Origin of the sequence: Microlunatus endophyticus (assembly GCF_014646195.1) — a bacterium.
In the GTDB taxonomy this organism is placed as follows: Bacteria; Actinomycetota; Actinomycetes; order Propionibacteriales; family Propionibacteriaceae; genus Microlunatus; species Microlunatus endophyticus.
On record NZ_BMMZ01000001.1, the window covers coordinates 729,160 to 744,347 of the forward strand.

The following is a 15,188-nucleotide window of genomic DNA, read 5'->3' on the forward strand; positions in this document are numbered from 1 at the left end:
TCGTGATGACGCGAGGTCGTGGATCGGCCAGGCAGCGGGATGATCACAGGAGCTCCATGTCATGAGTCAGGCATCCACCCACACCCCATCGGCCGAACGCCCCCGCACCGTCGGGCAGCTAAAGGCCTCCGGATATCGCACTCGCGGAGTCAAGGAAGAGATCCGCGCCAATCTGCTCGATCGGCTGAGGTCCGGTGAGACCGCGTTCCCGGGCATCGTCGGCTTCGAGGACACCGTGCTGCCCGAGCTCGAGGCCGCGCTGCTGGCCGGCCACGACTTCGTGCTCCTAGGCGAACGCGGCCAGGGCAAGACCCGGCTGATGCGGACCGTCGGGAAGCTGCTGGACGAGTGGGTCCCGGTCGTCGACGGTTGCGAGATCAACGACGACCCGTACGAGCCGTTGTGCGTCCGCTGCCGGACACTGGCCGCCGAGCTCGGGGACGAGCTGCCGATCGGCTGGCGGCACCGTGATGACCGCTACACCGAGAAACTGGCCACTCCCGATACGTCCGTCGGTGACCTGATCGGCGACGTCGACCCGGTCAAGGTCGCCGAGGGCCGCACCCTCGGCGATCCGGAGACCATCCACTACGGCCTGGTGCCGCGCACGCACCGCGGAGTCTTCGGCCTGAACGAGCTACCGGACCTTGCCGAGCGCATCCAGGTGGCCTTGTTCAATGTGCTGGAGGAGCGTGACATCCAGGTCCGCGGCTATTCGATCCGGCTGCCGCTGGACGTGCTGGTGATCGCGACCGCCAACCCCGAGGACTACACCAACCGCGGTCGGATCATCACCCCGCTCAAGGACCGTTTCGGCGGCGAGATCAGGACCCACTACCTGTCCGACATCTCCGACGAGGCGCAGCTGCTGCGGCAGGAGGCGCAGCTGGTGGCCGAAGTGGGTGATCATCTGCTCGAGGTGATTGCGCGGCTCAGCCGAGGCCTGAGGGAATCTCCGTCGGTCGATCAGCGGTCCGGCGTCTCGGCCCGGTTCTCGATCGCAGCGACCGAGGCGGTCAGTGCATCAGCGCTGCGCCGCTCGGCCCGCACCGGCGAACCGGACGCAGTGGCCCGGATCGGTGATCTTCCGCAGATCCTGCCGACATTGCTCGGCAAGATCGAATTCGAGATGGGCGAGGAGGGCCGGGAGGCCGCGGTCCTTGATCATCTGCTCAAGCTCGCGGTGGCCGAGACCTTCCGAGAGCGGCTCAGCGGAGTTGATCTTTCGGCCTTCACCCAGATCTTTGCCGAGGGTTCGGTGGTGGAGACCGGTGACCTGGTCGCTGCCGACGAGTTGCTGGGCCAGTTCGGCACCTTGTCGGGGTTGTCCCGGGTGCTGGACCGGCTGGGCTACGGCGACGACGCCGGGCGGGGTGAGGTCGCCGCCGCCGTCGAATTCGTGCTCGAAGGCCTGTATCTGACGCGGCGGATCGAAAAGGATGTCGTCGACGGTCGTACGGTCTACGGCGGCTGATCATGAACGATCGTCAGGACAACCTGGGATTCCACCGGGACCGGCACGGACGGATCCGTTACGGCCCGTGGCGTGGCGGGCCCGATCCGCTGGCCGCGCCCTTCGATGTCCGGTCGGCGATGGACGAGCTCGGCCAGGACGTGCTCAACTCGGGCAACATCGGCGATGCGCTGCGGGATCTGCTGCGGCGCGGCGCTGACGGCCGTGGCGGACTCGACCGGCTCGCCGACAGGATCCGGCGGATGCGCGAACAGGCCCGCAGGCGGGGCAACCTCGGCGGCACGCTCGATCAGATCCGGGCCGCGCTGGATCAGGCGATGGCTGCGGAGAAGGAAACGCTGGCCGGTGACGACAGCACCGACGCGCGATTCGCCGAGATGGAGCTGGACACGGTTCCCGATGACGTGGCTGGAGCCGTACGGGCGCTGGAGCCGTACAACTGGAAGTCGCCGGAGGCACGTCAGACCTACGAGTCGATCAAACAGATGCTGCGCCAGCAGGTGCTCGAGTCGCAGTTCCAGGGACTGCAGCAGGCGCTGAGCAATCCGGACCCGGAGGCGATGCAGCGGGTCAAGGACATGATGGCCGATCTCAACCAGTTGCTGGACGCCCATGCCCGCAATGAGGACACCGATCAGCAATTCTCCGACTTCATGGACAAGCACGGAGAGTTCTTCCCCGACGATCCGCAGAATGTCGAGGAGCTGATCGACTCGCTCGCCCGGCAGCAGGCCGCGGCGGAGCGGATGCTCAACTCGCTCAGCCGTGAACAGCGTCAGCAGCTCAGCGAGTTGATCAACGACGCGTTGCGCGATGCTGATCTTGCTGCCGAGATGGCGCAGTTGCAGGACAACCTGCGCGCGCTGCGGCCGGGGCTTGATCGACGGTCGCCGACCGGGATGCCCAACGAAGGCGAGGGTGAAGGGCTCGGGTACGGCGATGCCGTCTCCGCGGTTGCTGATCTTGCCGATCTGGAGGCACTCGAGGCGCAGCTAGGGCAACGGCACCCGGGCGCAACTCTGGACGACGTCGACATCGACGCGCTCGAACGGCATCTGGGCCAACAGGCAGCCAGGGATTTCAGCCAGCTCCGTGATCTTGAACGCGAACTGGAACGGCAGGGCTATCTGCGCCGCGACGACGACGGTTTGCGGCTGACGCCCAAGGCCGTACGGCGTCTGGGGGAGACGGCGCTGCGTCGGGTGTTTGCGGAGATGGAGGCGCACGGAACCGGTGACCACGCGGATCGACGGACCGGTTCGGCCGACGAGCAGACCGGGTTGTCGCGGCAATGGACCTTCGGCGACGAACTGCCGATCGACGTGCCTCGTACTGTCGGCAACGCGCTGCGCCGCCGGGCCTCGGCCGGGGCACTGCGGTCCGGGCGGTTGCTGGAGGTCGACGATTTCGAGGTCACCGAGACCGAACGCCGGACGACCGCCGCGGTGGCACTGTGTGTCGACCTGTCGTTCTCCATGTTCGCCGACGGCCGCTGGGGGCCGATGAAACAGACCGCGCTGGCGCTGTCGCACCTGGTGGAGACCCGGTTCCGGCAGGACGCGCTGCAGATCATCGGCTTCAACCTGCTCGGCCGTCGGATGTCCGCGGTCGAGTTGGCCGAATCCGAGCCGGAATGGGTGCAGGGGACGAATCTGCAGCACGCGCTGATGCTGGCGTCCCGGCACCTACGTCGGTATCCGGATGCCGAACCGGTGGTGATGGTGGTCACCGACGGCGAGCCGACCGCGCATCTGACCGAGACCGGCGAGCCGGTCTTCCACTGGCCGACGACGCCGGAAGCAGTACGGGCGACCGTCGCCCAGGTCGATGAACTGGCCCGCTACGGAGCGACGCTGAACACCTTCATGCTCGGCGAGGATCCCGGTCTGGCACGATTCGTGGACGCCATCGCTCGGCGTTGCGGCGGCCGGGTCTTCACTCCCGACATCGGCCGGCTGGGGGAGTACGTGGTGGCGGACTACCTGAGGACGCGCAACCGAGGACGCCGCTGAGTGATGCCGGAGATCCTCGGTCAGGCCCACGCGGTGCAGTGGCGCCTGATGCGGCGGGACCCGAGTCAGAACGGTTCGCCTGACCGGAGGCGCTTTGGCGGATCGACACAGCGCCTGATTGTTGGCAGATCGTTCAGTTGGCAGTAACTCCTGGTTAGGATGCGTGACAACCTACGTATCTGTGGAGAGGCTGTTGATGAGCGAGACGAAGAGCGCCTATTGGGAGCGCTACTACGCCAAGGGTTCTGGCCTCGCCCGGCCGGTACCGTCGCAGTTCGCGGCTTTCGTTGCAGGCGAACTGCAGGGGCCGTACAGGGTCGTCGAGTTCGGATGCGGCAACGGACGCGATGCGCTGTTCTTCGCCTCGCATGGTCATGAAGTGACTGCGATCGACGGCTCGTCGGCGGCAACCGAACGCGGCAAGGCGGTCGCGGATGCCCACGGGGAGAAGGTCGAATTCATCACCTCGGCGATTGACGCCGCGGAGTTGGCGGATCTGGTTTCCGAGGCCGGCGACAAGACCTTGGTGTACGCGCGATTTTTCCTACACGCGATCACGGGCGCTGAAGAGCAGGCGTTTCTCGAGTGCGCTGGCGAGCTGACCAAACCGGGCGACCTGATGGCAGTGGAGTACCGGACGATCAGGGACTCCAGCGGCGTCAAGGAGACGGCGGAACATTACAGGCGCTTCATGAGCCCGGCGGAATTCCAGTACTCGGCGATCCAGCATGGTTTCCGAGTGACCTATGCAGTCGAGGGGTACGGCTTCGCCAAGTACAGGCAGGACGACGCCTATGTTGCGCGAAACCTGCTCGAGCGGGTGTGAGGCGAGGTGCGGCGTAGGTAATGCGGGCGCGACGGCCGCCCAGCCGATCGGCGCCGTACACAGATCAGATTCACAAACAAGGAGGTCGGTAGCGGATGGCGATCGGGCGCAGCACCGAAGTGGCAGGAGTTCAGCCTGACTACTCCGGCCAGGAGTTCAGCGAACAAGACGTAGCCAACGGCGAGCACCGTAAGTTCGTTGGCGGATCGTGGGACACGCACGGCAAAACTCAATTGCATTACTTGCAGTCCCGAGGTCTGAAGCCCGAGCACCGACTGCTTGACATCGGCTGCGGCGCGTTCCGGGCGGGCAGGCACTTCATCGACTACCTCGAGCCGGGTCACTATTTCGGTATCGAGGCCAACCCGACCCTGATCCAAACGGGCTACGATCGTGAGCTATCGGATGAGCAGCGTGATAAGGCTCCAGAAGACAACTTTCGGATCACCGATCGTTTCTGGAGTAAGTTCGGGGCGACGAAGTTCGATTACGCGCTGGCGCAATCAGTCTTCACTCATATTTCGCTTAACCACATCCGTCTGTGCTTGCACAGGACAGCTCAAGTTGTGAAGCCTGGCGGGCATTTCTACGCGACGTTCTTTGAGCGTCCCGATGATACGTCCCTGGGTAAGGTCTTCAATCAAGGAGGCAACCGCCCGTTCTTCACGGAGAAGAATGCGTTCTGGTACTACCGGGGCGATCTCGAGTGGGCGGCTTCTTACGCGCCGTGGAAGATGAACTACATCGGGGATTGGGGCCATCCCGCCAAGCAAATGATGATTGAGTTCGTTCGGATGGGGCCTGGCGAGGAGATGCGTTGGCGCCAGCGCCGAGCCGCCCAGATCGATGGCGTACCCGATGAGCCGTCAGTGAGGTCTAGCCTGCAAAGACTGCAGAGTGATCTCGCCGACTTGTCGCGCGTAAGCCGCTCATGGGTAGCCGAGAAGATCGCTTCTTCTCGGTCGTGAGTTGTCAGCGAGATCCAGCTTGACTCATTTGCATCTGCGGGCGTCTGTGCGCGTGTTCTTGGCAGCTCAACATGGCGCAGCCGGAATGCATGCCGGTTCTCCCGTCGTTCATGGCGGCAGTCGGCGCCATCGTAGGGCAACATCGATTGATAGGGGTTTGCGCCATGGTGGCAATTAGCGAGGCGGTTCGGATGCCCCTCATCGAGGAGCAAACTGTCTCGGACTCGCTCGCGCTGGGGCGGCGGGTGGTCGCGAAGTTCCCGGATCTGCGGTTCCTCAACCCGGGTGGCGAGTTGGAGCTCAAGATGCGCATTCCCGCGGCGACCGCAGTGCGGATCGAACTGCCGTCCACCGAATCGCTGCACCTTGCGACGGTCCTTATCGATGCCGACGGTGTGACGGACCTTGTCGCGGCCACCAGTCGAACCACGAGCAGCAGCTGGAAGGACTACGACAAGACACTCGCCTCGGGCATCCTATTCGACCCGGGGAACCGGGAGACGGCTATGCATACCCGAAAAGAGTGGCAGCCGTGGATGCAGATAAGCTTCACAGACCCTGTGGAAATCTCGCGCATCTTCATCCGTAACAGAGACGACGGCACGAGCGTTCGAGCTCGTGGCCTGCAAGTGTTAGTGCAAAATGATCACGGTCGTTGGACGACAGTTTATGACGGGATCCGCCGCGAGCGTGAATTCGCCGCGGCGATGAATCGCGCTTACGGCGGTCTCACAGCGAGGCTCGACCCCGTCATCGGCCGATTGCCCGCTTGGATACGACCTGATCTTCACCGCGGCGCTCCGGCAGGCATCCTTGCCAGCAAGCCGCAGACGAACAGACTCGGCGGTGATCTAGTCAGAATTCTGACAGCGCTCTATCTTCGCGACTACACAGGTGTTGCGCGAGACTCGGATCTACTCGATATGTCGGCGGATCAGGCCGCCCACTTTCGGGCGCTTGTTAATAGCAATATCCTGGCAGAGCGTGAACTTGAGTGGACTAGTCACGGAATTCGCAGGTCATTCAGATTTTGGCCACGGGTTGAACAGGAACAATATGTCAGCTTTGCAATGGGGGTGGTCGAGGCACTCAGGGACCTGAATGACTGTGTGTGTCTCGGCTTCGGGTCTGTGCTTGCCGTTGTTCGAGATCATACGCTGATACCGCACGACGACGACCTTGATATTCTGATCGGATTTACTCAGGATCAGGCAAGTTCGCTTGCCGATGGAATTGCGCTCGTACGCCAATGCTTAATCCCGAAGGGCTATTCGGTGACCGGAAATCTCACGGCCCACCAATGGGTGACTAAGTCGGGAAGTAGCCATAAGGTAGATGTCTTCGTGGGTCTTTTTGAGGGTCAAGCCATCTCCTGGTATCCAGGTAAGCGTGGTTCTCTGACGCGTGAAATGATGTTTCCGGCCAAGTCTATGCAGTTTCTTGGTACGGAGTGTGTCGTGCCACGCGAGCCCGAACAGTACCTTGAACAGGTGTACGGTTCTACCTGGTCTATTCCGGACTCGAACTTCCGCCATCAATGGGTACGGTCGGAGTACGCAGACATCGCCAAGTGAACACATCATTCGTGGTCGTGTCCTCTATGGAATCAGCGAAAGGTGGAGGAGTCAGTAGGGCGGGTGCTTCGTGCGCTGCCATGGTCTTGTATGCTCGTCGCGCGTTGGCGGGACGAGGGAGGCGATCGATGACACGACGAGGAACGTCGTCTCCGGGGCAGATTCCGTGCGGCCACAGACCAATAGCCATCGACCACCGGGAAGAGACGTGTCACCGTTCCTACGGCGTCTGATGGGTCGGCGCGCGGGTCGGATCACCGTTGAGCCGATCGGCCAAACTGGCCCGCTCCGCAGTCAGAAGGGGACTGCGACGCTCCTTCCTTCGTTGGGCTACTTTGGTGGGATCGCCGCCAATCACCTATGCGTGAGCGTGCCTTCTCCGGTGGCAGAAATCCGCCTTTCGCTCCCCGGTACGGCAGAGCAGTTGGATCTGCGTGGGCTTGAGTTGCTCCGGGAGAGACGACTGGTCCGGGTCGATGAAGGCAGGACGCGTATATCGCAGAGCTCCGGCGGGCGATCACACGGCGTGCAGCGCAGCCCGCTCGCGTTCGGGGGCATCCGGACCGAACGTGAGTCGTCGCCGTGGTGGGCGATGGCCTTCGATCCGCCGATCGACATCGATGAGGTGCGGCTGTACAACCGGCTCGATGGATGGGGCGTTCGGGCCGACCATCTCGCCGTCGCTTTCTCTGAACCGGGCGGCGAGCTTCAGGACCTTGTGTCGGTCGATTCCGATCTGATCATCGACTCGACTCTTGCTCTGCTCCGGCGGTTGACTGGACTCGATCTCCCCGTCGAGATACTGGCGACGAAGGGCAGCGCGGACCAAGCGCGGCGGGAGGTGCTCGGCTCGCTTGCAGGACTGGCATCACGAGCTCGGCTCGCCAAGAGCCGGGAGGAGCAGCGTCTCCTGGCGTCTCTGCTCCCGCGACGACCGATGGCGGGGCAGAAGAACCTCACCGATGACGAGTGGGCTCTGCTCGGTCATTTGCTTGCGTGTGAGCGTCTCCGCGTTCCCTCCAGCAAGACCTCTGTCGTGTCGTTCCACCGAGTGCTCGATACGCGTGACAAGTTGTCTCGCCTCGAGACGGAGGTGAACCGAGCGGCGACCGTACTTCGGTGCGAACCGGTTCTGCTTACGCGCCACGGATTCAGCGAGGTCAGCGCGCTCCGGCGCCGATCAGGTGAGTTTCTCGATCTGATCGAGCGGGCCGGCAACGTTCTGGCCGAGTGCGGATATCCTGCCATGCTTGCCTATGGCACGCTGTTGGGGGCGGTGCGCGAGGGTGACTTCCTGGCGCATGACGATGATGTCGATATGTTGATCCCGATTCCGGCAGCGACGCGAGATGACGTGGAGAAGGCGCTGGCTCCGCTGGCCGATCAGCTTCGCGCACGGGGGTGGCGAGTGTCGCGGCCGAACTCGTACACGAATTTTCACCTCACCGACCCAGGCACCCGGCTTCACGTGGATGTTTTCCCATTGCTAGTGGATGGTTCGAGCGCAAGCTTGCACATGGAGGAAATGCGGCTGCGTCCGATCCCGACCCGGATCGTGCTGCCGCCGAAGCCGTTCACCTTTCTTGGGCGGGATGTGCTTGTGCCGGCCGATCCAGAAGCTTTTCTCGAGGAGCGCTACGGTGCCGGTTGGTCGACGCCCGATCCCTTCTACGACTGGCCATGGAAGCTGCAGGACTGAATCATTGAGAGCTGCTGATCGTCACCGGTGGAGCGAAGCGCGTTGGCGCTTCCTCAGCCGTCGCAGGACGGTGCGGCGGAGTTCCTGAGCGAGCTCCCGGGCGCGCTCTCGCGTGGAGCTTGATCGAAGCGCCGCCAGATCTGCTGTCACTCGGTCCCGCTCTGCGGTGACTCGGTCCAGATCCGCACGAAGCCGATTGATCTCGGCAGCGCGGTCGGCGACCTCCTTCGAAAGGTCGGTGCGTGCCTTCTGCCCGGCAAGAATCCCACCCGCGACTGCTTCGGCGGCGACATCGATAGGAACCGCGGACATAGTCGGCCAATCCGCGGTTCGGAAGTCAGCCCCGATGGTGTCTACGTCTCCCACTATCCGCACTCCCGAGTGCCGGATGGCGTCGGCAAATTGCGTGCCGTCCCGGCGCGCGATCTCGCCCGCCCAAGAAGGCAGGACGACTCGAGGCTCGCCCGGCGACAGCTGACGTCGCTCAGGGCCGAGCTTGATCGCGCCGTAGCGGACGAGCGAGTGGAAGGTTGACCATCCCGCGCCCCGGTCGCGCAGGATCGCATTGACGTGGCGGAAGAGCTCGGCGTCGATCGCAGCCAGCGAGGCGTTGCTGGGCCGCCATTCTAGGACGCCGTCGGGCAGTCCCAGCATCGCCTCGAAGGTTCCCGTCAGCAGCCTAGGATCGGACTTGTCGACGACGATGACGGTGACGTTGTCTGGCCCGACGAGCCGTGCCCAGCGGTTGACGAGTTGGCCTTGGTCGTAGGCGCGCTGGAAGCGGGCGGAGATGGGATGGACAGGATCCTTTCCGAAGAACCTTGCGAGCCAGTCCACGAATGGTTCGGTCTGTGCATCGTCCCTGACACTTTGTGCCCACAGCGACGGGACGATCTCACCGGGGGACCGCAGGGTGATGCACACGTGGATCGGCTCCCCGACAGCCTCGACGACCTTCCGAGCCGTCGAGTCATCAACCTGACTCACGAACTCATGGGTCAGGAAGATGCGCCGGTCAGGATCGGCCTCGATCTCGGCTTTGACGCGATCCCAATCTCCACGGGGCGGTACCCCTTTAGCGTCGATGTCGAGGCGATCGGGCTCCAGAGGCTTCGCCCTCGCCCACGTATTGACGCTCCACCCGATCAGTGCACCGAGCTGCCGGCGCTGATTGACCTCCGTCCCCGGATACCGCACGCCGTTGGCAAGCAGGACCTCACGCCTCGCTCGAGCGGCCAGTTGCAGCGACGTCGTTCCCGTCTTCATCGGTCCGATGTGAAGCAGTCGAGTCCGGGGCGGCAGCAGCAGACATCGCTTCTCTATCTGATCAACCATGGCTCGGCGCTGCCCCTCTCCGCTGGACATCTGCGTGATCTGCGCTGCCCTCTGTCGGGAAGACGGCATCCACGACGCGCTGCGCAGCCTCGCCATCGTCGTGTGGAGCGAATTCCGTGACGAATTGTGCGTACTGCCTGGCATAGCGGGCGCGCATCTTATCGAGGTCGGCCAACGCCTTGTTCAGAGCCGGAGTGTCCCGGCAGATCGGCCCCGGCGCGATGTCGGGCAGATCGAGATAGAAGCCTCTCGTGACGTCGCGGTATCGATCGAGATCGGGTGTCAGCAGCACGATCGGCTTGCCGGTCACGCAGTAGTCGAACATGATCGAGGAATAGTCGGTGACCAGCACATCCGAGGCCAGGATGAGGTCATTGACATCGGGATGGTCGGTGACATTGATGACTCCGGATTCCTCAGCGGCTCTGTCGTGGGCGGTGTTCGCATGCCCCCGCAACAGAATCACTGAACCCTCCCCGAGCGCGATCCTGGCCGAGCGCGTGTCGAGATAGGACACCATCGCGTAGCCGCTCGAGACCGACACGTTGTCCCGCCAGGTCGGTGCATACAGCAGGGCGACCTGGCCCTCCGCAATGCCGAGTGCCTTTCGCGCCCGCTCGCGATGTGTCTCCGTGTCGTCTCCGACCAGCAGGTCGTTGCGGGGGTACCCGACATTCAGCACGCGGCCTTCGTAACCGAACGCGGCCGGTAACACCTTTGCGGCGAAGTCGTTCTGCGCAAGCAGGACGTCCCAGTAGCCTGCCTCGCGCTTCATCAGTTGCCGGTAGGACAGAGAGAGATTCGCGCCGGGAACGTCGTTGCCGATCCGCTTCAACGGCGTGCCGTGCCAGGTCTGGAGGTAGGTCTGGTCCGGTCGCTTGCGGTAGTAGAACGGGAAGTTGTTGTTGTTGATCAGATAGCGAGCGTTGTGCAACGCATCCATGTAGGCCCGCGAATGAATCAGCACCGGGGATGATCCGTCGGGGATCGCGGTCTCCAGGTCAGCGACCGACCAGAGATACTCCAACGCGGGATAGCGCTCGCGGAGCTCATGGTAGATCGCCAACACCGAGTCGCTGACGTAGCGGCCGTTGAAGCTCTCCAGGAGCACGGTGTTCCGGGGTCGTACTGTCAGGCCACCACCAGCCGAGGTGAGGCGTTGGAAATGCTCGTGCAACTGGCGTTGAGCGAACCGGCCACGCTCATCGAGCAGGTAGGGCGGACGGAACCGCACCCAGAGGGCTCCCGCGCTTCGAGTCCGGGTGAATGTCACCCCGCGGAGCGTTGCCATCGCATTCATCGGGAAACTGTGCTGCAAGTCGTTGCTGACCTTCAGCCACCGCTCCTGATGCCGACCGTCGAGTACCACTGACAACCGGGCGCTGAACCCATACCGGGTGCTTGGCGCTCGACCACCTTCGCTGAGTGGAAACCGAACCGTGAACCTCTCCCTGGACGCGTGGAAGTGAACCTCATCGGCATCGATAACGTCATTCCCGCCAACCAGCCGCCCCCAAAGCGCTTTGGCGCCAGGGGCGCAGATCCGGCCGGTGACGGTTATCGACTCATCTTCGATCTTGACACCGTCTGCCACAGCCCACCAGCGATTCTGGATCAGCCGCAAGGTTCCGGCTCGGGTGAGCGATGGCCGGACACGCCAGTGCTCTGGCACTGCCTCATGCAAGTCGTCGATCCCGCCCGGGTAGACGATTCTCCGTGTCGTTCCGGCACCCGCCCGCAGCTCCAGAGACCAGACGTGCTCGGTGCCCTGAGCAGTCGTGCCTGTCACTTCGGGCAGGACGACTCGGAAGACAATACGGCCAGGTGTTGTCGTCTGGCGGCGGCCCGACACCTCCAGCGTCTTGCGAAGCGATTTGCAGGTCAGCGTCAGATGGGTAGCGTCCGCGTCGTCGACTTCGATCGACAGCCCCGCGCCGTCAGCGGCGATAGAGACTGCCGGCGAGCCTGGGTTGATCGAGCGCCGCAACGTGAGCCGATTCGCTTCCTCGAAGGTCGCCATCCACCGCACGGCGGCAACCTCGGGGGCAACAGGTTTTGTGCCGGCAATGCCGCGAGGGTCGAACTCTCTGACGATGGTCGACCGGCTGAGTCCTTGCGTCGTCACAGTCAGCTCGAGGTGCCATGGATCTCGGGCCTCGAGCGGCAGCTCGCTCGGATCGATCGTCACGGAGAATCCGGCCAGACTGTGGTCGTTCCATGCGTCATTGGTCTCGGTTGCCAGGATCGGGTCCGGGCGTGCATCGACGACGAGCGGAATCCGTCTCCGGTCCGCTGACACCAGATCCAGCTCGATGCGTGAGTTGTCTGGATCGAAAGGCACATTGGTGATGTATCCATGGCCCTCGATCCGCAGACGTGTTCCGGACCACCACAGGGAGGTGACTTTGGCGACGACCCGGAGGTCGACATCGCCGACTCGCAGTTGCCCATCGGTCAGATACAGGCCGATCTGACCAAGATACGAGCGCTGTACGACGGTCTTGCCGTCTCGAACCTCCGTCGGAAAGAACCACCCGTACTCAGCGCGAAGAGTCACCGCCGCCGTCACATCATCGGGCCGGTTGGCGAGCACTGCCAGCGACGGGATCCGGTCGATGATCGGCACGCGCTCCCAGGTGTGTTCGGTCGCTCGTTCGGCCAGCGCGATGGCGCCCGCCCTCAACTGATCGAAGTACTCCCGATCTGTCCGAGGCACCTCTTCGAAGTAGGGCCGAAGGTCGAATCCCAGGGCCTTGGCAAGCCAGGCGTCATGCGATTCGTGGCTCGCGCCCGCCGAAATGACCTCGGACACCCGGTGCTTGACCAGGAGCCGATCGTGAAGGTCGCGTGGATCGGCCTTCTGCTGGGTTATTGAGGTGCCGTCCTCACGATCCCGCCAGTAGTAGACCGGGGCGCTCAGCACGTCGAACCTGCCGCTGACATAGGCTTTCGCCGTCGGCTCCTGGTCCTCGTACCGGATTCCTTCAGGGAAACCACTCACCGCACCACGGAAGAACTCGGCGTCGAAGAGCTTGTTCCAGGCGAAGACGTCTTTGAGGATGTCGGGGAAGTCGTCGAGTCGGATGCCGAAGCGGTCCTCCGCGTGCACTTCCTTGGCCCAGCCGGGAAGCCACTTCCGGCCGTTCGCGATTCGCCAGGGCGCGCCGACCGCGAAGTCGGATCCGCTCCGCTGTAGCGATCTGACCATGAGTTCGATCGAGTTCGGAGGCAGGATGTCGTCGGAGTCCGCAAAGCACAGGTAGCGGCCGCGTGCGATAGCGATGCCGGCGTTCCGAGCACCTCCGAGACCGCGATTGGCCTGCCTGATGATGCGGATGCGAGGGTCCCACCGCGCATAGCCCCGAGCGATGCGCGCCGAACCGTCCGTTGATCCGTCGTCGACCACGATGATCTCGAGCTTGCGGTAGCTCTGGCCGACGATCGACGTCAGGCACTCGCCGACGTACTCCTCGACGTTGTAGATGGGGATGATGATGCTGACGAGATCCAGTTGTTTGCTGTCCTGACGATATGAACGCACGCGTTTCGTCGTCGCTCGCAGTGCGGGATGGGCTCGACGCCACATCCCCCGGGCTACCTTCTTAGCAGTCTCAGGTCGCAATTTCGCGGACGCTCCTCGCGCTCGGACAGGTGACAGTGCACCACCAATCGCCCAGCTTTCGGGGTGGGCGAACCGACGCGGGGATCCTATCGTTAGCCGGGCATTAGACGACCACTCGAGGCATCTGATACAAACAGTAGGCAAAATCTAGCTGACGAGACTGTTACGGTGTCCGAGGCTTGGGGTGGTGCTTGATGGAGACGAGACCGGGGCGAGGACTTGGTACTGCCGCGGTAGTCGAGCCTGCCCGCCGGGTTGGTCAGTGGTGGCGACGGCGTCGTGAACACTCGCGTCTGCACAAGCTGCCCGAGTATCAGTTGCATTCCGGTCGCCACTTCGACGTGCTGCTGCACTTCCCGGACCTGCCGGTCAACCTCTACCAGGTCCGCCAGTGGTACGGACCGCTCGAGCAGCTGTCGCGACAGCGATCGGTCGCGATCCTGTGCTACGAGCCCGAGACTGCCGAGATCATCCGCCGGGAGACCTCGCTGCCGGTTCTCCTGACCCGCGGCGGCCTGCCGGATCTCGAGAAGGTCCGCACCGACCATCAACCGAAGGTCATTCTGTATCCCAATCAGAATTACACCAATTTCGGAATTCTTGGTCTCAACACCGTTCAGCACGCCTTCATCTGTCATGGTGAATCTGACAAGATCTACATGAGCTCCAACTGGATGAAAGTATTCAACTATGACCTGGTTGCCGGCCAGGCGGCAAAGGATCGGTTGAGTCGTCGACTCTTCGGCTATGATGTCGAGGCTCGGACTATCGAGATCGGTCGACCGCAGATCGACATTGAATTCCAGGCGCCGTACACGTTCGATGAATCCCGGAAAACGGTGCTCTACGCACCGACCTGGGAGGGTGGTCGGACATCGATGAGGTACGGCTCCGTGGCCAGCCACGGACTGACCATGGTCAGCTCGCTGCTTGCTGATCGACGCTTCCGGGTCATCTATCGACCACATCCGAGGACTGGGATCCTTTTGCCGCAGCACCGGGCAGCGGACCTCCGAATCCGCGAGCTCATTGATGTCGCCACGGCCTCCGATCCATCCGCGGGGCACTTGGTGGACGACACGCCGTTCGGGTGGCAGTTGAAGGCTGCGGACGTCATGATTACCGACATCTCCGCGGTTGCCTACGACTGGCTGACTACGGCCAAGCCTCTCATCGTCACACAGCCGATCGAGCCGTCGGCAGTTGTGGACCAGGGCAGCTTCATTGGCGATCTGCGATTGGTCACTGCCGACGAAGCGCATCGCATACCTGAGATGGCCGACCGGGCACTGTCCGATCCCGAGCAAATCGGACGAATGCGCCGGTGGTGCGCTTACTATTACGGCGACACCACACCGGGAGCATCGATGACGCGATTTATAAACGCCATAGAGCGGATGATCGAGGAACGGGATGGTTGGGTCTTCCAGGACCACGATGTCGCGGACGAGCTTGCGGCGATCGGGCCGGTAGCCGTCTGATGGTCGCTCACCAGCCCGATGTCACTCTGCGTTCCCGCGCAGAGCGCCCAACCGTCGCCCCCATACGGCTTCGTCGGGCGCTCGAGTACGCCCGTCGTTACCATCGGCTCTCAGTCAATCTCCGTCATCAGCATCTCGTCCTTCCCGACAGCCGGGCACGGGCTGCTGACCCGGCCAACCACACCCACTTCCTGATC

9 protein-coding genes are annotated in these 15,188 nt (G+C 63.2%); 7 read left to right on the forward strand and 2 right to left on the reverse strand.

The window, feature by feature from the left end; all coding sequences use genetic code 11:
* Positions 1 to 61 precede the first annotated feature (61 nt).
* The 6 genes from IEY07_RS03520 to IEY07_RS03545 all read left to right on the forward strand — a co-directional run bounded on the left by IEY07_RS03520 (position 62) and on the right by IEY07_RS03545 (position 8,553).
* Positions 62 to 1,474: a sigma 54-interacting transcriptional regulator gene (locus tag IEY07_RS03520; RefSeq protein ID WP_188893741.1), complete on the forward strand. Its 1,413-nt coding sequence runs from the start codon at positions 62 to 64 to the stop codon at positions 1,472 to 1,474.
* Between the two features lie 2 nt (positions 1,475 to 1,476).
* A complete protein-coding gene (locus IEY07_RS03525) occupies positions 1,477 to 3,486 on the forward strand; it encodes a vWA domain-containing protein (protein WP_188893742.1) in 2,010 nt (669 codons plus the stop codon).
* Between the two features lie 196 nt (positions 3,487 to 3,682).
* Positions 3,683 to 4,312: a class I SAM-dependent methyltransferase gene (locus IEY07_RS03530; RefSeq protein ID WP_188893743.1), complete on the forward strand. Its 630-nt coding sequence runs from the start codon at positions 3,683 to 3,685 to the stop codon at positions 4,310 to 4,312.
* 95 nt (positions 4,313 to 4,407) lie between these two features.
* Positions 4,408 to 5,280: a class I SAM-dependent methyltransferase gene (locus IEY07_RS03535; protein ID WP_188893744.1), complete on the forward strand. Its 873-nt coding sequence runs from the start codon at positions 4,408 to 4,410 to the stop codon at positions 5,278 to 5,280.
* 191 nt (positions 5,281 to 5,471) lie between these two features.
* On the forward strand, positions 5,472 to 6,854 hold the full coding sequence (locus tag IEY07_RS03540) for a galactose-binding domain-containing protein (RefSeq protein WP_229669654.1): 1,383 nt from the start codon (positions 5,472 to 5,474) through the stop codon (positions 6,852 to 6,854).
* Between the two features lie 382 nt (positions 6,855 to 7,236).
* Positions 7,237 to 8,553: a LicD family protein gene (locus tag IEY07_RS03545; protein WP_229669655.1), complete on the forward strand. Its 1,317-nt coding sequence runs from the start codon at positions 7,237 to 7,239 to the stop codon at positions 8,551 to 8,553.
* 21 nt (positions 8,554 to 8,574) lie between these two features.
* Here the strand turns inward: IEY07_RS03545 and IEY07_RS03550 are convergent, their stop codons facing one another.
* A complete protein-coding gene (locus IEY07_RS03550; protein ID WP_188893747.1) occupies positions 8,575 to 9,819 on the reverse strand; it encodes a hypothetical protein in 1,245 nt (414 codons plus the stop codon).
* Between the two features lie 61 nt (positions 9,820 to 9,880).
* Positions 9,881 to 13,429 (reverse strand): bifunctional glycosyltransferase/CDP-glycerol:glycerophosphate glycerophosphotransferase, encoded by a 3,549-nt coding sequence (locus IEY07_RS03555; protein ID WP_188893748.1) that lies wholly within the window; start codon positions 13,427 to 13,429, stop codon positions 9,881 to 9,883.
* 740 nt (positions 13,430 to 14,169) lie between these two features.
* Here IEY07_RS03555 and IEY07_RS03560 point away from each other — a divergent pair.
* A complete protein-coding gene (locus tag IEY07_RS03560; protein WP_188893749.1) occupies positions 14,170 to 14,991 on the forward strand; it encodes a CDP-glycerol glycerophosphotransferase family protein in 822 nt (273 codons plus the stop codon).
* The last annotated feature ends 197 nt before the right edge of the window (positions 14,992 to 15,188 follow it).

Coding starts and splice junctions, on each gene's coding strand:
- IEY07_RS03520 (WP_188893741.1), top strand. CDS start 62: ATGAGTCAGGCATCCACCCACACCCCATCGGCCGAACGCCCCCGCACC.
- IEY07_RS03525 (WP_188893742.1), top strand. CDS start 1,477: ATGAACGATCGTCAGGACAACCTGGGATTCCACCGGGACCGGCACGGA.
- IEY07_RS03530 (WP_188893743.1), top strand. CDS start 3,683: ATGAGCGAGACGAAGAGCGCCTATTGGGAGCGCTACTACGCCAAGGGT.
- IEY07_RS03535 (WP_188893744.1), top strand. CDS start 4,408: ATGGCGATCGGGCGCAGCACCGAAGTGGCAGGAGTTCAGCCTGACTAC.
- IEY07_RS03540 (WP_229669654.1), top strand. CDS start 5,472: ATGCCCCTCATCGAGGAGCAAACTGTCTCGGACTCGCTCGCGCTGGGG.
- IEY07_RS03550 (WP_188893747.1), bottom strand. CDS start 9,819: ATGAAGACGGGAACGACGTCGCTGCAACTGGCCGCTCGAGCGAGGCGT.
- IEY07_RS03560 (WP_188893749.1), top strand. CDS start 14,170: ATGAGCTCCAACTGGATGAAAGTATTCAACTATGACCTGGTTGCCGGC.